The 17,345-nt window shown below is 72.3% G+C and carries 17 protein-coding genes; 10 read left to right on the plus strand and 7 right to left on the minus strand.

Features of this window, described 5'->3' with window-relative positions:
- Positions 1-269: 269 nt before the first annotated feature.
- Both ACGFH8_RS32755 and ACGFH8_RS32760 read right to left on the minus strand, forming a co-directional pair.
- Positions 270-503 (minus strand): hypothetical protein, encoded by a 234-nt coding sequence (locus tag ACGFH8_RS32755; RefSeq protein ID WP_030489368.1) that lies wholly within the window; start codon positions 501-503, stop codon positions 270-272.
- A gap of 245 nt (positions 504-748) precedes the next feature.
- Positions 749-2,353 carry an RNA polymerase sigma factor gene (locus ACGFH8_RS32760; protein ID WP_393374965.1) on the minus strand — a complete coding sequence of 535 codons (1,605 nt, stop codon included), beginning with the start codon at positions 2,351-2,353 and terminating at the stop codon, positions 749-751.
- Between the two features lie 289 nt (positions 2,354-2,642).
- On the opposite strand from ACGFH8_RS32760, the gene ACGFH8_RS32765 reads away from it, so the two are divergent.
- Positions 2,643-3,464, plus strand: a complete 822-nt coding sequence (locus ACGFH8_RS32765) for an inositol monophosphatase family protein (protein ID WP_393374968.1) — start codon at positions 2,643-2,645, stop codon at positions 3,462-3,464.
- Between the two features lie 37 nt (positions 3,465-3,501).
- Here the strand turns inward: ACGFH8_RS32765 and ACGFH8_RS32770 are convergent, their stop codons facing one another.
- The gene (locus ACGFH8_RS32770; protein WP_393375152.1) at positions 3,502-4,017 is read right to left on the minus strand and encodes a LytR C-terminal domain-containing protein; all 516 of its coding nucleotides are present in this window, start codon (positions 4,015-4,017) and stop codon (positions 3,502-3,504) included.
- Positions 4,018-4,450: 433 nt separating this feature from the next.
- On the opposite strand from ACGFH8_RS32770, the gene ACGFH8_RS32775 reads away from it, so the two are divergent.
- Together ACGFH8_RS32775 and ACGFH8_RS32780 are read left to right on the plus strand one after the other, a co-directional pair.
- Entirely contained in the window at positions 4,451-4,747 is a 297-nt protein-coding gene (locus ACGFH8_RS32775; RefSeq protein ID WP_007075406.1) for a DUF4193 domain-containing protein, read from the plus strand.
- A 116-nt stretch (positions 4,748-4,863) separates the two neighbouring features.
- Complete coding sequence (locus ACGFH8_RS32780; protein ID WP_393374970.1) at positions 4,864-5,763, plus strand: hypothetical protein; 900 nt, start codon at positions 4,864-4,866, stop codon at positions 5,761-5,763.
- An 18-nt stretch (positions 5,764-5,781) separates the two neighbouring features.
- Here the strand turns inward: ACGFH8_RS32780 and ACGFH8_RS32785 are convergent, their stop codons facing one another.
- Entirely contained in the window at positions 5,782-6,312 is a 531-nt protein-coding gene (locus ACGFH8_RS32785; RefSeq protein WP_393374972.1) for a DUF3093 domain-containing protein, read from the minus strand.
- Between the two features lie 82 nt (positions 6,313-6,394).
- On the opposite strand from ACGFH8_RS32785, the gene dut reads away from it, so the two are divergent.
- The 4 genes from dut (at position 6,395) to ACGFH8_RS32805 (ending at position 8,823) form a co-directional block, all read left to right on the plus strand.
- The gene (dut, locus tag ACGFH8_RS32790; protein WP_393374974.1) at positions 6,395-6,931 is read left to right on the plus strand and encodes a dUTP diphosphatase; all 537 of its coding nucleotides are present in this window, start codon (positions 6,395-6,397) and stop codon (positions 6,929-6,931) included.
- 25 nt (positions 6,932-6,956) lie between these two features.
- The gene (locus tag ACGFH8_RS32795) at positions 6,957-7,619 is read left to right on the plus strand and encodes a DUF3710 domain-containing protein (RefSeq protein WP_393374976.1); all 663 of its coding nucleotides are present in this window, start codon (positions 6,957-6,959) and stop codon (positions 7,617-7,619) included.
- Positions 7,620-7,733: 114 nt separating this feature from the next.
- Positions 7,734-8,114, plus strand: coding sequence for an OB-fold nucleic acid binding domain-containing protein (locus ACGFH8_RS32800; RefSeq protein ID WP_357070298.1), 381 nt, complete (start codon positions 7,734-7,736; stop codon positions 8,112-8,114).
- Positions 8,115-8,139: 25 nt separating this feature from the next.
- The gene (locus ACGFH8_RS32805; protein ID WP_393374979.1) at positions 8,140-8,823 is read left to right on the plus strand and encodes a DUF3159 domain-containing protein; all 684 of its coding nucleotides are present in this window, start codon (positions 8,140-8,142) and stop codon (positions 8,821-8,823) included.
- Positions 8,824-8,860: 37 nt separating this feature from the next.
- On the opposite strand, the gene ACGFH8_RS32810 is transcribed toward ACGFH8_RS32805, so the two are convergent.
- Together ACGFH8_RS32810 and ACGFH8_RS32815 are read right to left on the minus strand one after the other, a co-directional pair.
- On the minus strand, positions 8,861-9,550 hold the full coding sequence (locus ACGFH8_RS32810; RefSeq protein WP_393374981.1) for a potassium channel family protein: 690 nt from the start codon (positions 9,548-9,550) through the stop codon (positions 8,861-8,863).
- A gap of 3 nt (positions 9,551-9,553) precedes the next feature.
- A complete protein-coding gene (locus ACGFH8_RS32815; protein WP_393374983.1) occupies positions 9,554-10,219 on the minus strand; it encodes a potassium channel family protein in 666 nt (221 codons plus the stop codon).
- A 162-nt stretch (positions 10,220-10,381) separates the two neighbouring features.
- On the opposite strand from ACGFH8_RS32815, the gene ACGFH8_RS32820 reads away from it, so the two are divergent.
- The 3 genes from ACGFH8_RS32820 to dxs all read left to right on the plus strand — a co-directional run bounded on the left by ACGFH8_RS32820 (position 10,382) and on the right by dxs (position 15,877).
- Positions 10,382-12,463, plus strand: a complete 2,082-nt coding sequence (locus tag ACGFH8_RS32820; RefSeq protein WP_393374986.1) for an APC family permease — start codon at positions 10,382-10,384, stop codon at positions 12,461-12,463.
- Positions 12,464-12,569: 106 nt separating this feature from the next.
- Entirely contained in the window at positions 12,570-13,793 is a 1,224-nt protein-coding gene (locus ACGFH8_RS32825) for a class I SAM-dependent RNA methyltransferase (protein WP_393375154.1), read from the plus strand.
- 134 nt (positions 13,794-13,927) lie between these two features.
- A complete protein-coding gene (dxs, locus tag ACGFH8_RS32830) occupies positions 13,928-15,877 on the plus strand; it encodes a 1-deoxy-D-xylulose-5-phosphate synthase (protein ID WP_393374988.1) in 1,950 nt (649 codons plus the stop codon).
- A gap of 225 nt (positions 15,878-16,102) precedes the next feature.
- Here the strand turns inward: dxs and ACGFH8_RS32835 are convergent, their stop codons facing one another.
- A complete protein-coding gene (locus ACGFH8_RS32835; protein ID WP_393374990.1) occupies positions 16,103-17,296 on the minus strand; it encodes a hypothetical protein in 1,194 nt (397 codons plus the stop codon).
- Between the last annotated feature and the right edge of the window lie 49 nt (positions 17,297-17,345).

Below are 17,345 nucleotides of genomic sequence, written 5' to 3' on the forward strand. Positions count from 1 at the left end.
TGCGGTGCGGTGCGGTGCGGTGCGGTGCGGTGCGGTGCGGTGCGGTGCGGTGCGGTGCGGTGCGGTGCGGTGCGGTGCGGTGCGGTGCGGTGCGGTGCGGGGCACGCGCGGGGCGGGGCAGGGCAGGGCAGGGCACGCGCGGGGCGCGGGGTAGGCGCAGGTTGCGGCGGCGGACGTTTGGGGCCGCTGGGGTGTTGGGGTGGGGGATAGTGAAAAGCCGACCGGAGGCCCCTCGGGGGACCTCCGGTCGACTATGTCGGTTAGCGGATTTAGTTCGCCATCAGATCGGCGCCACGCCAGCTGAAATCGGGCTCCGTTGCGAACCGCTCGGTGATCTTGACGAGATCCTCCGCGTACTTGTTCGCGTGGTGCCCGCAGAACACCAACTCGCTCCCACCCGTGAGAGTGATCCGGAGCTTCCCGGCAGCATTGCAGCGGTCGCACCGTTCATCGGCGGCTGGGGGAGCCGCCGTCACGGGCGGCGGCGTGAGGGTCGGGGTCATCGCCTTCCTCCTCTGGTCGTCACCGATGAACAATCTCTTCGGTCGTTGCTCACCTATGGTGCAACACCCTTACTAGGCACTGCCTTCCCTGTGTGCCCGCGGGGGACCGAGGTCACACCTGGCAGGGACAGTGTGCCGTGCACCCAGGGTGCCACGTCAACGATCACATTCGTGTATCGGGACGATCATCATGTGGCGTTGCACACCAGGTGGTCAAAACGACACGCTCGGTTGACGAAACCCGCTCAGTCCAGGTAATCCCGGAGGACCTGCGACCGGGACGGGTGACGCAGCTTGGACATCGTCTTGGACTCGATCTGCCGGATCCGCTCCCGGGTCACCCCGTAGACCTGGCCGATCTCGTCCAACGTCCGTGGCTGGCCGTCGGTCAGGCCGAAGCGCAGGCGCACCACACCCGCCTCACGCTCGGAGAGCGTCTGCAGCACCTGCTGGAGCTGGTCCTGCAGGAGCGAGAACGAGACCGCGTCGACCGCGACCACGGCCTCGGAATCCTCGATGAAGTCACCGAGCTGGCTGTCGCCCTCGTCGCCGATGGTCTGGTCCAGAGAGATGGGCTCCCGAGCGTACTGCTGGATCTCCAGCACCTTCTCGGGTGTGATGTCCATCTCCTTGGCCAACTCCTCCGGGGTGGGCTCGCGACCCAGATCCTGGAGCAGCTCGCGCTGTATGCGGCCGAGCTTGTTGATGACCTCGACCATGTGCACCGGGATGCGGATGGTGCGGGCCTGGTCGGCCATCGCGCGGGTGATCGCCTGCCGGATCCACCAGGTGGCGTACGTGGAGAACTTGTAGCCCTTGGTGTAGTCGAACTTCTCCACCGCCCGGATCAGGCCGAGGTTGCCCTCCTGGATCAGGTCGAGGAAGGCCATGCCGCGCCCGGTGTATCGCTTGGCCAGCGACACCACCAGTCGGAGGTTCGCCTCCAGGAGGTGGTTCTTGGCCCGCTCGCCGTCACGGGAGATCCAGCCCAGGTCACGGACCATGTCCCGGACGAGCTTCTCCTCGCCCTCGTCGGCGGCACGCAGCCGCTCGGCGGCGTAGAGCCCGGCCTCGATCCGCTTGGCCAGCTCCACCTCCTGCTCGGCGTTGAGCAGCGGAACCTTGCCGATCTGCTTCAGGTACGCGCGGACCGAGTCGGCCGAGGCGGTCAGCTCGGCGTCGCGCCGGGCCTGCTTGAGAGCCTCGGACTCCTCGTCGTCCCACTCGAAGTCGTTGTCGGTCGCCGAGGCGGCGGCGTCGGTCTCGGCGGCCTGGGCCAGCTCGGCCGGCTCCTCGACCACCACGTCCTCGATCGCGGCGGCCAGCTCCTCCGGGTCGATCTCGCCCTCGGCGCCCTCGCCCTTGGCCTTGCCGGCGGCCTTGGTCGGCTTGGCGCCGGCGGCCGCGGCAACCGTCGCCTTGGTGGCTCGGGTCGCCTTGGTCGCCTTCGCCGGAGCCGCCACGGCGGAGCCGGTGGCCTTGCTCGCGGCCGCGGCCACCTTGCGCGGGGACGGCGTCGACGGCGCGTCGTCGCCGGCCGGCGCCTGCTTCGGGGCCGGCGCGGCGGCCTTCTTGGTGGTCTTGGCGGTGGTGGCCCGGGACGCCGGCGTTGTCGACCGGGCCGCGGCGACCCGGCGGCGGGTGCTCGCCGAGCCGTCCACCACTACGGTCACTCCCGCCTCGGAGAGCGCTCGCAGAATCTTCTTGGCCTGGGCCGGAGTCACCTCGGCGGACTCGACGGTGCGCGCGAGCTGGGCCGACGTCAGCTGACCACCGGCGCTCTGCGCGTGGGCGATCAGGGTGTCGGTGAGCGAGCGAACGTCGGCGCCGGTCTGGCGGGGTTCTGTCACGAATGACCTTCCGGAGGCGAAGAGCGGGCACGGCCGGGTCGTCCGGCACAGCGTGGGGCAACCGGGCCGGGCGATGTGGTTGAGGGACCCTCGCGTCCCGGGCCGGCCGGTGGTCGGCGGTCCGTGTCACGTGGGCAGGGGTGAATTGTAACGCCGTCTGTGGCGATCATCCTGCGCCGCACTGCGTAACGACGGTGGGACCGCTGATTCGGCGCTGATCTGGACTTTGTAAGGATGATACCCGCGCGTGGCCCGGAACACCCCGGACGTGCGGGAAGGGGACGTTGGGATGCACGGTTCGGCACCGTCACCTCGGGATCTGTTGGCGATCGCGCTCGACGTGGCGCGGGACGCGGCAGCCACCGCGTACCGCATGCGGGTCGAGGGGGTTTCCGTGGCCGCGACCAAGAGTACGGTCACCGATGTGGTCACCGCCGCCGACCGGGCGGTCGAACGGCAGGTGCTCGACGCGCTGAAGCGGGCGCGGCCGGACGACGCGGTGCTCGGCGAGGAGTACGGCAGCGGGGACACCGGGCCGGTCGCGCCGGGCGGGGTGCGGTGGATCGTCGACCCGATCGACGGCACGGTCAACTACCTGTACGGGCTGCCGTACAGCGCGGTGTCGCTGGCCGCCGAGGTGGACGGGGTGGTCGTCGCCGGCGTGGTGCGCAACGTGAGCACCGGCGAGGAGTGGACGGCCACGGCCGGCGGCGGCGCCTGGCGCGACGGGGTCCGGTTGCGCTGCTCCGCCGAGGTGGATCTCGGGCAGGCGCTTGTCGGCACCGGCTTCGGCTACGACGCCCGTCGTCGGGCACACCAGGCCCAGGTGGTGGCCGGGTTGATCGCGCACGTGCGGGACATCCGCCGGCTGGGCGCCGCCGCGCTGGACCTCTGCCTGGTCGCGGAGGGCCGGCTCGACGCGTACTTCGAGAAGGGCCTCGCGGCCTGGGACCTGGCGGCGGGTGGGCTGGTGGCCGCCGAGGCGGGCGTGCGGGTCGCCGGCCTGGCCGGTCGGCCGCCGGGGCCGGACCTGGTGGTCGCGGCCCCGCCGGCGCTCTTCCCGCCGTTGCACGACCGGCTCGCCGAGTTGGACGCCGCCGGCGGGCCCTGAGCGGTCGACCGGGCGGTGCGTGGCGTGGGTTACGCCGTCACTTGGCGGCCGGGGACGGGCAGGAGCCCGCGGGCGCCTTCGGCGGCCCCGAGTCGCCGAGGGACTGGTTGACCTCGGTCGTGGTGGCGAGCTGCTGGAAGTTGTTGCCCAGTACCACGTCCACGGTGTCGTCGGTGCGCTTGTCGTCGTAGTTCCGCTTGGCCTCGTTGAGGAAGTACGCCTCGAGCAGGTGCGCGGAACCGACGCCGTTCGGGCCGTAGCGCAGCACCGCGACGCCGTCGACCTGCTTCTTCTCATCCCCGGTCTTGGCGACCTGGAACTGGCGGTTGCGGAATTCGTCGCTGACGGTGTGGGCGAGACCGGGCCGGTCCGTGGCGTTGAACACGTTGATCTTGACGTCCTTGCGCTCGCGCAGGGTCAGATCCGCCAGGGGCCAGCCGTCCGGGCAGCCCGCCGCGGTGCCCGCGTTGCCCTGGCTGTCGCGGACCACGGCCACCACGACGAAGACCAGGGCGATGATCGCCAGCAGGCCGACGACGACGAGTGCCCGCACGCGCGCAAAACTCATCAGAGCACTCCCCGGACTCCAGGTGGATGGTGACGGCCAGGAGCGATCGCTCAGGCCGCCGGCCGTCGAATACGCCGCTGAGGTTAACGGTTGTCCGGCCGTCGCGTGGAAACAGCCCGACATGCCGGCGCGCCGACCGCGGACCGGGTACTAATACCCCTATCTTCGTGTCGCCTGAATCACATTGGGAACAACTTCGCGTGCAGGGGCGTACATCTCAGCCGCAAGGGCGGTATACATGCCTCGCCCAAGGGGGGGTAAGGTTCCGCGCTCGCAGGGGAGTCGCCCCAGCGAGCTCGACCCGTTCGGTCCTCGGGTCGGGTGCCCGACACAAGTGGTGGCCGGCCAGCGGAACCGAAACAGCGTCGTCCGGCGTTACAACCGGAAGCGACAACATCGATATGGGAGAGTGAAACCGATGGCCACCGACTACGACGCCCCGCGTCGCGACGAGGTCGACCTCGGCGAGGACAGCCTGGAAGAGCTCAAAGCACGGCGCGTCGACTCACAGTCGGGCGCGGTGGACGTCGACGAGGCCGAGGTGGCCGAGAGCTTCGAGCTGCCCGGTGCCGATCTGGCCGACGAGGAGCTCACGGTCAAGGTGCTTCCGATGCAGCAGGACGAGTTCCGGTGCGCCCGCTGCTTCCTGGTCCACCACCGTAGCCAGCTGGCGGTCGAGCGTAACGGCGAGCTGATCTGCCGCGAGTGCGTCTGACAACCACGACACCAGCGGCGGCCTCCGGAACGGGGCCGCCGCTGCCGGTGTAGGCATGCGGCCGTGGTGGGTACCTGCTTGACTCGTAGCGGGTAGCCACAGCACCGGGAGGTCCGATGAGCGATCGAGGCGGCACCACCGACGGCGGCACCGGCAGCCCCGGCGCCACCGACGGCAGCCCCGGCGCCACCGACGGCAGCCCCGGCGCCACCGACGGCAGCCCCGGCGACCTCCGTGCCACCGACGGCGGCACGGACGACCTCGGAGCCACCGTCGCGGCGTTGACCGCGGACGACATCGAGCCGGCCCGCCGCCGTCAACTGCTGACCCGGATGGTCGGGCAGGCCCGTGCCCGGGGCGTCTCCGACCTGTTCAAGCCCCGTGCCGCGATGCGCTGGATGGTCGACGCCGTCGCGGACGTCGCCCCGCACATTCCGGTGCGAGACCTGGACACCCTGCGTCAGCACTTCCCCGGCCTGGACGACGCCGCCCTGGCCGACCGGCTCGTGCGCAACGCGTCGCGGACCACCGCCGCGATCGGCGCGGCCGGTGGGGGAGTCGCCGCCGTCGAGTGGACGGTCGCCCCGACCCTGCTCTCCGCGCCGGTGCTGCTCGCCGCCGAGACCGTCGCCGTGGTGTCGGTGGAGCTGAAGCTGGTCGGTGAGCTGCACGAGCTCCACGGTGTCGCGCTACCGGACGGTGGCAGCCAACGAGCCGTCGCCCTGGTGCACTCCTGGGCCACCCAGCGTGGGGTCAACCCGATGGTGCCCGGTGTGGGGGTGGGCGCGGTGCTCGGCACCGCCGCCCGCAAGGAACTGCGGGACATGCTGCTGCGGCGCTTCGGTCGCAACCTCACCACGCTCGGGCCGTTCCTGACCGGCGCCGCGGTGGCCAGCTTCCTCAACCGGCGGGCCACCCAGCAGATGGCCGAGCAGCTTCAGGTCGACCTGCGTCGGCGGGGCATCGCCCGGCCCGCGCCACCGCAGGCCCTGCCGGGCCCGCCGACGGGCACCTGAGCGGGCCGTGGCGTCGGATCAGCCCGGCTCCGCCGTCGTTTCGGACACCGTGAGCGCGTCCCGCGCGGTCAGCACCGCCTCGGCCAGCTCGACCGGGTGCCGCGTGCTGACCACCCAGAACGGGGTCGGGTCGGCCGGGTCGTCGAGCACCACCTGCACGGCACCGCCGATCCACGGTCGCTGCACGACGAAGGCGAGCGGGTCCGCGCCGACGCCCAGCACCTCACGGCGACCGGCGGTGTCCAGCGGGATCACGTCGGCCACGAAACGCACCGGAAGGTGGGCGTCGTCCACCCGCAGCTCCGAGTCGGCGACCCCGACCCGGATCCGACCCAGCCACCACAACCCGGCGGCGGTGAGCGGCAGCAGCACGGCGAACGGCAGCCAGGCGCGGACGCCGGCGGCGCCCATCCAGATCTCGACTGCCAACAGCGCGGCGGCCACCAGCCCGGTCAACCACAGCCACCAGGGCAGATCCAGCCGTTCGGCGTACGCCGTGCGGGCGTCGACCGGTGACTGATCGGCGGACGGAGAGGGCGACATGCTCACTCCTGCGAGGGTACGGCGCACGGTGGCGCGGCGAACCGGCAGGATGGCAGGGTCACCCCGCGAACCGGAGGAGAGGGGACCCGTGACCGACGTCGTAGGAGTGCCTGTGCAGCTGCTCGACTCCGAGCTGCCGATGCCCACGTACGCCCATCCCGGCGACGCCGGGGCCGACCTGGTGGCGGCCGCGGACGTGGAGCTGCCGCCCGGTGGTCGTGCCCTGGTGCCCACCGGCGTGGCCATCGCGTTGCCGGAGGGGTATGTGGGTCTGGTCCACCCCCGGTCCGGCCTGGCGGCCAGGCTCGGCGTGACGGTGCTCAACGCGCCCGGTACGGTCGACGCCGGCTACCGGGGTGAGATCCTGGTCAACCTGATCAACCATGATCGGGATGTGCCGGCGAAGATCTCCCGCGGCGACCGGATCGCGCAACTCGTAATCCAACAGGTCGCGCGGGCGAGGTTCGAGCCGGTGGTCGAGCTGTCCGCGTCCCGGCGCGGGACCGGCGGGCACGGGTCCACCGGTGGTCACGCCGGGCTGGTGCCGTCTCCGGCGGGCCAGGACCGGGTCGGGCAGCGGCCGGACGAGCCGGGCCGCGGGCAGACGGAAGAGGTGGCAGGGTGAGTGTGAACAGCGGAGGGCGGGCGCAGTGATCTTCTCCCGAAAGCGGGCCGATGCCGAACGGCACACCGCTGACGAGCGGGCCGTCGAGGTCCCGGACCAGGGTGAGGCGGCGCCGTCGCTGGTGCGCGGCCCGTACGACATCTCCGAGAGCTACGCCGACGTGCAGCGGCTCGATCTGGGCAGCCTGCACATCCCGGCGATCGCCGAGGTCGAGGTGCGGGTGCAGGCCGACCCGCAGGGCGTGATCCAGCAGGTCGTGCTGGTGCATGGCGACAACGCGCTCCAGCTGGGCGTCTTCGCCGCCCCCCGGTCCGAGGGGATCTGGGGCGAGGTGCGCGAGGAGATCCGCCAGTCGCTGCTCCGCGACGGTGCGAGCGCGCAGGAGGTCGACGGCGAGTACGGCCCGGAGCTGCACGCCCAGGTGCCCACCCCGGACGGCCCGACGAATCTGCGGTTCGTCGGCGTCGACGGGCCGCGCTGGATGGTCCGCGGCGTGTTCCAGGGGCCGGTGGCCAGCGACCCGGCCGCGGCCGGCCCGCTCGTCGAGTGCCTGGACGGCCTGGTGGTCGATCGCGGCCAGGAGGCCAAGCCGGTCCGCGAGCCGCTGCCGCTGCGGCTGCCCCGGGAGATCTCCGACCAGACCGACGCCGAGGCGGGGGACGCCGCCGCCGAGCCGCGCCAGGTCTGACCCGCGCCCACCGGCCCGCCGGAACCAGCCCCGTCGGCGTACGCTGGCGGCACGGTTCCGGCGCCGCCGGGGCCGGCCGGGGACGGCGAGCGTGGAGAGGGTGACGCGGAGGTCATGACGACCGACGAGGGCCGGGTGTCGCTGCGGCGCATCCTGCAACGGTTCACCGCCAGCGAGGCCGAGATCGACGCGCAGGAGCTGCGCCGGGAGAGCGCCCAGTGCGGCGGGATCCCCGCCCAGCAGTGCTCGCGGGGCCAGCTGGTCTCGGTCGCTGGTCGGCTGCGCACGGTGGTCTACACGCCGCGCACCAACCTGCCCACCCTGGAGGCCGACCTCTACGACGGCACCGACGTGGTCACCCTGGTCTGGTTGGGCCGTCGGCACATCGCCGGGATCGAGCCGGGCCGGCACCTGACCGCCCGGGGCCGGGTGGCGGTGCGCGACGACCGCAAGGTCATCTACAACCCCTATTACGAGCTGGACTCGCCGAAGTGACGGCGCTGCGGACGGAAGGCCGGCGATGACGACGGGACAGCACCGGGCGGCGCAGCCGGAGACCGGCCCACCGGACGAGGAGCCGCTGCCGACGATCGCCGAGCAGATGGCCGACCAGCTCGGCGGCTGGCGGGGGCTTGTCGAGTCCAGCATCCCGGTCGTCGTCTTCGTGCTCGCCAACGTCATCGGCGAGCTGCGGCCGGCGGTGATCGCCTCGGTCGCGATCGCGCTGTTGATCGCCGGGTTGCGGCTGGCCCAGCGCCGGCCGATCCGGCACGCCGTCAACGGCCTGTTCGGCGTCGGTATCGGCGCCGCCATCGCCTGGCGCACCGGCGACGAGCGCGACTTCTACCTCCCCGGCATCCTCTACGGCATCGGGTACGGCATCGCCCTGCTGATCTCGGCGGCCATCCGGCAGCCGCTGGTGGGCTGGATCTGGTCGGTGCTGGTCGCCAAGGGCCGCTCGGAGTGGCGGGGCGACCCGAAGCTGGTGCGGACCTTCACCCAGCTGACCGTGCTGTGGGGCGTGGTGTGGCTGGCCAAGGTGGGCGTGCAGGCCGGGCTCTACCTGGCCCACCAGGACACCGCGCTGGGCGTGGCCCGGCTGGCGCTGGGCTACCCGCCGTACGCGCTGCTGCTGCTGATCACGGTCTGGACGGTGCGCCGGGTCACCCGGGAGTCGCAGCCGACCCCGCTGCCCGGCGCCTGAGCGAGGGCCCGGCAACCGGGCCGCCGCGTTCGTCCGCTCAGCGTGACCCGCGGGTCCGCTCGACGCTGTCCGGCCCGAGGATCACCGCGCGGACCTGGTCCTCCACCTCGGCGGTGCAGACGAAGACCAGCTCGTCGCCGGCCTCGATCGGGTCGTCCGGGCTGGGCACCAGGACCCGCTTGCCGCGCAGGATCGCCACCAGCGCGGAGTCGCGGGGCAGCGGCACGGCGTGGATCGGCTGACCGACATAGGGCGCGGTCGGCGGCAGGGTGATCTCGACCAGGTTCGCCTCGCCCTGCCGGAACGTCATCAGCCGGACCAGGTCGCCGACGGTGACGGCCTCCTCGACGAGCGCGGCCATCACCCGCGGCTTGCTCACCGCGACGTCCACGCCCCACTGCTCGGTGAACAGCCACTCGTTCTCCGCCCGGTTGACCCGGGCGACCACGCGAGGCACCGCGAACTCGGTCTTGGCCAGCAGCGACAGCACCAGGTTGGTCTTGTCGTCGCCGGTCGCCGCGACCACCACGTCGCACCCGGCGACGTTCGCCTCCTCCAGGCTGGTCAGCTCGCACGCGTCGGCCAGGACCCACTCGGCGTCCGGCACCCGGTCCGGGCGCAGCATCTTGGGCTGCCGTTCGATGAGCATCACCTGGTGGCCGTTGTCGATCAGCTCCTGGGCGATCGAACGACCCACGTTGCCCGCGCCCGCGATGGCGACCCGCATGGCTCACTGCCCCCCTTCCGGCGGCGTCGCCGCCACCGACGTGACAGTCGCCACGATGTCATCGCTGACCAGCATGAACACCTGGTCGCCTTCCTGCACGACGGTAGAGCCGGTGGCCAGCGTGCCGATGCCGAAGCGGATCAGATAGGCCACCCGAGCGCCGGTCGAGTCCTCCAGCCCGCGGACCGGACGACCGATCCAGTCCTTGTGCACCGGCACCTCGACGATCGACACGGTGCTCGTGGGGTCGCGGAAGATCTCCACGTTGCCCTCCGGCACCAGGTGCCGCAGCATCCGGTCGGCCGTCCAGCGCACGGTCGCCACGGTGGGGATGCCCAGCCGCTCGTAGACCTGCGCCCGGCGCTGGTCGTAGATGCGGGCGGCGACCCGCGACACGCCGAACGTCTCGCGGGCCAGCCGGGCCGAGATGATGTTGGAGTTGTCGCCGCTCGAGACCGCCGCGAAGGCGTCCGCGCGCTCGATGCCGGCCTGGCGCAGCACCTCGCCGTCGAAGCCGGCCCCGGTCACCGTGATTCCGGCGAAGTCGGGGCCGAGTCGGCGGAAGGCGTCGGCGTCCTGATCGATCACCGCCACCGAGTGCCCCCGGGATTCCAGGCTGTGGGCGAGGGTCGACCCGACCCGGCCACAACCCATGATCACGACGTGCACGCTGTCCCTCCCAAGGTGCGTACCACTCCGGCTGGGTGGCCTGACGAGTGCGAGCCTGCCACGTCCCGGTGCGAAGCGGGGACCGACCGTACCCCGTCGTGCCGAACAGCCACGCTCGCCCACCCCCGTGCTCCCACGGTGGTGGTCGTACTCTTGGCGTTCGTGGCCAGTCCCACCTCGCTGCTGAAGCGGCTTCTCCTCGGTCGACCGTTCCGGTCCGACCGACTTCAGCACACCCTGTTGCCGAAGCGCATCGCGCTGCCCGTGTTCGCCTCCGACGCGCTGTCCAGCGTCGCGTACGCGCCCGACGAGATCCTGCTGACCCTCTCCATCGCGGGCACCTCCGCGTACTTCTTCTCCCCGTGGATCGCCCTCGCGGTGGTCGTGGTGATGCTCACCGTGGTGGCGAGCTACCGGCAGAACGTGTACGCCTACCCCTCCGGTGGTGGCGACTACGAGGTGGCCACGGTCAACCTGGGTCCGAAGTTCGGGGTCGGGGTGGCCAGCGCGCTGCTTGTCGACTACGTGCTCACGGTGGCGGTGTCGGTCTCGTCCGGGGTGGCCAACCTCGGTTCGGTGGTGCCGTTCGTGGCCACCCACAAGGTCCTGATCGCGGTGATCGCGGTGGTCCTGTTGACCGCTGTCAACCTGCGCGGCCTGCGGGAGTCCGGCACCGCGTTCGCCATCCCCACCTACGGCTTCGTCATCGTGATGGGCGGGATGCTGCTCACCGGGCTGTTCCGGGTCTTCGTGCTGGGCGACGACCTGCGGGCGCCCAGCGCCGACCTGGTCATCCAGGCCGAGCACAGCGTGACCGGGTTCGCGCTCGTCTTCCTGCTGCTGCGGACGTTCAGCTCGGGCGCCGCCGCGCTCACCGGTGTCGAGGCGATCTCCAACGGTGTGCCGGCGTTCAAGGCCCCGAAGAGCCGCAACGCCGCCACCACGCTGCTGCTGCTGGGTGCGATCGCGGTGAGTCTGCTGGTCGGGATCATCTGGCTGGCCCGGCTGACCCACCTGCAGTTCGTCGAGGACCCGGGGCTCCAGATCGTCGCCGGCCCCGACGGCTACCTGCAGAAGACGGTCACCACCCAGCTCGGCGAGACGGTCTTCGGCTCCGGGTCGATCCTGCTCTACGTGGTGGCCGGGATGACCGCGCTCATCCTCTTCCTGGCGGCGAACACCGCGTTCAACGGGTTCCCGGTGCTCGGCTCGATCCTCGCCCAGGACCGCTACCTGCCCCGCCAGTTCCACACCCGGGGTGACCGGCTGGCCTTCTCCAACGGCATCACCTTCCTGGCCCTGTTCGCGATCGTGCTGATCGTCGGCTTCCAGGCCGAGGTGACCCGGCTCATCCAGCTCTACATCGTCGGGGTCTTCGTCTCGTTCACGGTCTCCCAGGCCGGCATGATCCGGCACTGGAACCGGCGCCTGCGGACCGAGCGGGACCCGGAGGCGCGGCGCCGGATGCACCGTTCCCGGGCCATCAACACGTTCGGCATGGGCCTGACCGGCACCGTGCTGGTGATCGTGCTGATCACCAAGTTCCTGCTCGGCGCCTGGATCGCGATCGCCGCCATGGCGGTGATCTACCTGCTGATGCTGGCCATCCGCCGACACTACGACCGGGTGGCGGCCGAGCTGACCCCGCCGGACGAGGGCCGGGCCGTGCTGCCCGCCCGCAACCACGCGATCGTGCTGGTCAGCAAACTGCACCAGCCGACGCTGCGGGCCATCGCCTACGCCCGGGCCACCCGACCGGACACGCTGACCGCCGTGACCGTCAACGTGGACGACAAGGACACCCGGGACCTGCAGGCCGACTGGGAGCGGCGGGAGATGGCCATTCCGCTCACGGTGATCGACTCGCCGTACCGGGAGATCACCAGGCCGATCCTGGACTTCGTCGCCAACACCCGCCGCAAGTCGCCCCGGGACGTGGTCACCGTCTTCATCCCGGAGTACGTGGTGGGCCGCTGGTGGGAGAACCTGCTGCACAACCAGAGCGCCCTGCGCCTCAAGGGCCGGCTGCTCTTCGAACCGGGGGTAATGGTGGTCAGCGTGCCGTGGCAGCTCGCGTCGACGGCGAGCAAGAACCTGGACCGGCTGGACGCGACGCTGTCCCGGACCCCGGCGCGCGGACCGCGGGGCACCGCGCCACCGCCGGAGGGCCCGCCGGTCGCCTCCGCCCCGGCGCCCGAGAGTCGCCCGATCGACGGCGGCCCGCTCGGGACCGACCGTGACTGAGCCCCGCGGGCGCCAGCCCGCGCTGTCGCCGTCGTCGCCCTCGTCGGTGTCGTCGCCCGCGCCGTCCTCCTCGTCGTCGGTGCCGTCGGTGCCGTCGGTGCCGTCGGTGCCTGAGCGTGGTCTGGCCGAGGCGGAACGGGTCGAGCTGACCGTCGACGCGGTCGCCCCCGGCGGGCACTGCGTGGCCCGGGTGGACGGGCAGGTGGTCTTCGTCCGGCACGCGCTGCCCGGCGAACGGGTCGTCGTCGAGGTCACCGAGGTGCACCGGGGGTTCGTCCGGGCCGACGCGGTGACCGTGCTGGAAGCCTCGCCGGACCGGGTCGAGCCGCCCTGCCCGTACGCGAAGCCGGGTGCCTGCGGCGGCTGCGACCTGCAACACGTCGCCCCGGAGGCGCAACTGGCCTGGAAGACCGCAGTGGTCCGCGAACAGTTGATCCGCCTGGGTGGGCTGACCGACGCGCAGCTGGACCGGCTCGGCGTCCGGATCGAGGCGCTGCCCGGCGGGCTGCTGGGCTGGCGTTCCCGGGTCCGCTACGCGGTGGACGCCGCGGACCGGGCCGGCCTGCTCAAGCACCGTTCGCACGAGGTGGTGCCGATCGACCGCTGCCGGATCGCCCACCCGGCCATCCAGCAACTGCCGGTGCTCAGCGAGCGCTGGTCGGCCGCCGAGGCGGTGGAGACCGTCGCCAGCACCGGCGGGGACGTGACGGTCACCGCGACCCACGCCGGGGTGGGCACCCCGGTCAGTGGTCCGACCGAGGTCCGCGAGGTGGCCGCCGGCCGGGAGTGGACGCTGCCCGCGTCCGCTTTCTGGCAGGTGCACCCGGCCGCGGCGGACACCCTCGCCACGGCGGTGCTGGAGTTGCTGGACCCGCGGCCCGGCGAGACCGCGTGGGACCTCTACGGCGGCGCCGGGCTGTTCGCCGCGGCCCTCGCCAGCCGGGTCGGCGACGCCCGGATCACACTTGTCGAATCGAGCGCGGACGGGGTGGACGCGGCCCGCGCCAACCTGGCCGACCTGCCCCGGATCGAGGTGGTGGCCGCCCGGGTGGAGACCGCGCTCGCCCGCCGACGGATCACCGGCCCGGTCGACGTGGTGGTGCTCGACCCGCCGCGCTCGGGCGCGGGCGCCCAGGTGGTGCGGGACATCGCCGCCGCCGGCCCGCGTGCGGTCGCGTACGTGGCCTGTGACCCGGCGGCCTTCGCCCGGGACGTCCGCACCTTCACCGAGCTGGGTTGGCGGCTGGCGGCGCTGCGGGGCTTCGACCTGTTTCCCATGACGCAGCACGTCGAGCAGGTCGGGCTGCTGCTGCCCCCGGTCGGGGGCTGACCGGAGATCCTCGTCTCCGCCCCTCCGGCGACGGCCCGCGGATCCGGCTCTGACCAGGCGCTCAGTCGATCCGCGCGGCTCGGGCCACTCGGCCCGGGCTGCGGAGTGCCAAGCGGCCGATAGACTCTCCGGTCATGAGTGTTGAAGAGGACACGGCCAACCACGGCCGGTTGCTGGGGACGGTCCGCGGCCCGCAGGACGTCAAGCGGATGTCCGGTGAGGAACTGGACGTCCTCGCCGCCGAGATCCGGGACTTCCTGATCGCCAAGGTCTCCCGCACCGGCGGGCACGTCGGGCCCAACCTCGGTGTGGTCGAGCTGACGCTGGCCATGCATCGCGTCTTCGACTCCCCCCGCGACCGGCTCCTGTTCGACACCGGTCACCAGTCGTACGTGCACAAGATCCTCACCGGGCGCCAGGCCGGCTTCGACAAGCTCCGCCAGCGCGGTGGCCTCTCCGGCTATCCCAGCCAGGCCGAGAGCGAGCACGACCTCATCGAGAACTCGCACGCCTCGACCGCGCTCTCCTACGCCGACGGCCTGGCCAAGGCGTACGCGCTGCGGGGCGAGGCGCGCAGCGTCGTGGCCGTCGTCGGCGACGGCGCGCTGACCGGCGGCATGTGCTGGGAGGCGCTCAACAACATCGCCACCGCCGGCAACCCCCTGGTCATCGTGGTCAACGACAACGGCCGCTCGTACGCCCCGACCATCGGCGGGCTGGCCGACCACCTCTCGTCGCTGCGGCTCAACCCCGGCTACGAGAAGGTCCTCGACACGGTCAAGGACGCCCTCGGCTCCACGCCGCTCGTCGGCCGCCCGATGTACGAGGTGCTGCACGCGGTCAAGAAGGGCATCAAGGACGCGGTCGCCCCGCAGGCCATGTTCGAGGACCTCGGCATCAAGTACGTGGGCCCGGTGGACGGGCACGACGTGGTGGCGGTCGAGGCGGCGTTGCGCGCGGCGAAGAACTTCGGCGGCCCGGTGATCGTGCACGCCGTCACCCGCAAGGGCTACGGCTACCGCCCGGCCGAGGAGGACGAGGCGGACTGCCTGCACGGCCCGGGCAGCGCCTTCGACGTGGAGACCGGCGCGCTGCTGGCCGCCCCGTCGGTGAAGTGGACGCACGTCTTCGCCGACGAGCTGCTGGCCGTCGCCGACGAGCGCCCGGACGTGGTGGGCATCACCGCCGCGATGGCCGAGCCGACCGGCATCGCCAAGCTGGCCCGCAAGTACCCCGAGCGGGTGTACGACGTGGGCATCGCCGAGCAGCACGCCGCCACCTCGGCGGCCGGGTTGGCCCTCGGCGGCCTGCACCCGGTGGTCGCCGTCTACGCCACCTTCCTCAACCGCGCCTTCGACCAGGTCCTGCTGGACGTGGCGATGCACAAGCTGCCGGTGACCTTCGTGCTGGACCGGGCGGGCATCACCGGCCCGGACGGCCCCAGTCACTACGGCATCTGGGACATGTCCGTCTTCGGGGTGGTGCCCGGCCTGCGGATCGCCGCTCCCCGCGACGCCGCCACGCTGCGTGAGGAGCTGCGCGAGGCGCTCGCCGTCGACGACGGCCCGACCGTGGTGCGCTTCCCGACCGGCGCGGTCGCCGCGGACCTGCCGGCGCTGCGTCGGGTCGGCCCGGTCGACGTGCTGGCCGAGTCGGCGCGTACCGACGTACTGCTGGTTGCCGTTGGCTCCTTCGGCCAGTTGGGCATGGAGGTCGCCGCCCGGGTCGCCGAGCAGGGCTACGGGGTCACCGTCGTCGACCCCCGCTGGGTGCGCCCGGTGCCGGCGGAGCTTGTCGACCTGGCCGCCCGCCACCGACTGGTGGTCAGCGTCGAGGACGGCGTCCGGGTCGGCGGGGTGGGCGACGCGCTCGGCCAGGCGATGCGCGACGCCGATGTCCGGGTGCCGCTCAAGGACCTGGGCGTACCGGCCGACTGGCACCCGCACGGCACCCGCGCGCAGATCCTCGCCGACCTGGGCCTGACCGCCCAGGACGTGGCCCGCGACGTCACCGGCTGGATCTCCGGCCTGGACGCCACCCCGGACCGCCTCACCCCCACCAGCAACGCCTCCGCGCAAAACTGACCCCCGCGACACCTTCGGCGGGCGGCCCCTCCGGGACCGCCCGCCGTCGCACGCTCCAACGACCCCGCGCCTGCCCCGTGCCGCGCCCGCCCTATGTTCGCGCCGATCTTGCACTTTCGGTTGTCGCAATGCGCTTTTCGCCACTGTTTGTCGCCGCAGAAAGTGCAAGATCGCGGGGGCCTCGGCGAGGCCGGGGTGGGGTGGGGTGGGGTGGGGTGGGGTGGGTCAGTGGGGTTTTACTGAGCGGTAGTGGGTTTTGTCGGAGTTGGCGAGGCTGTAGGTCTGGGAGCGGGACGGGCTGGGGATGACCGCCAGGCCGGGGCGCTCGACCAGCAGCGGAGTGCCCGGGGGGACGGACAGGGAGCTGTCCCGGGTGGCCCGCCAGCTCAGCACCACGAGCGGCTGGCCGGGCACGGGCAGTTGGTACGCCTGCAACGGGGTGGCCCGGTCCGCGGGCGAGACGACGGGTGCGCCGCCGTTGGCCGGTCGGTAGATCACCGCGGTCATCGCGCCGGCGTCGGTATCCCAGCTGAGCTGCTGCAACTCCGCCGCCGCGCCACCGCCGAGGGCCACCTCGCCGAGCGAGCGGACCGTGAGTTTCGCCATCGGCCAGGACGTCGGCACCGAGCGGGGGGCGTCCCGGTCGCCGATCCGACGCGGGATGCTGCCGAACGGACCCCGGTCGCCGGCCAGCACGCAGGTGTCCAGGCCGGTCAGCGCCCGCCGTCCCGTGCCGGACTCGTCCCGGACCAGGGGATAGCGCGGATCGACGGTGCCGGTGCCCAGGTCGAGCAGCCGGTCGGCGGCCCGCCCACGGGGCAACGAATCGGTGCTTCGGAGGGTCGCGGTCACCGCGACGGCCGTGCAGGCCGGCACGTCGACAGGCGCGCTGAGGCCGTCCGCGACGGTCAACGTCCGATCCTGCGGGCCGACCAGGGTCTGCACCCGGGCGGAGAGCAGGTAGCGCCGGCCGCCGGCGGTCTGCACCGGCAGCACGTCGGAGTAGACGAGGTAGCCCGGGTCGGTGTACTCGGAGGCGCGGGTCACCGCGTACCGGTCGCCGTCGCGGGTGAGTTGCAGCAGCCAGGAGGCGCTCTCGCCGGGCACGTCGGCGGCCACGATCGCCATCGGGGCACCGTCGACCCGACCGGAGAAGAGGATGCCGGACGTGGGGAGGTGCGCACGGTCGTCGGACGGTGACCGCCAGTCACGAACCGCGTCGGTGACGGCGGCCGTCGCCGTGGCGTCCTTCGAGAGGTCACCGCGTGGCGGCCACACGGCCAGCGTGCCGTCCAGGCTGTCGTACCCGACCCGCAGGTCCTTCGGCTTCCGATCGGCGACCGGACCGCAGGCCGTGGTGACCAGCAGCGCACTCAGCAGGACGGCGAGCGTCCTGCCGTACCGACGGCCTGGAGTCACCTGGCCCGCCCCCGATCGCCTCGCCGTCGCTGTCGGAAAGCGCCATAGT

Source organism: Micromonospora sp. NPDC049175 (assembly GCF_043197345.1).
Lineage (GTDB): Bacteria > Actinomycetota > Actinomycetes > Mycobacteriales > Micromonosporaceae > Micromonospora.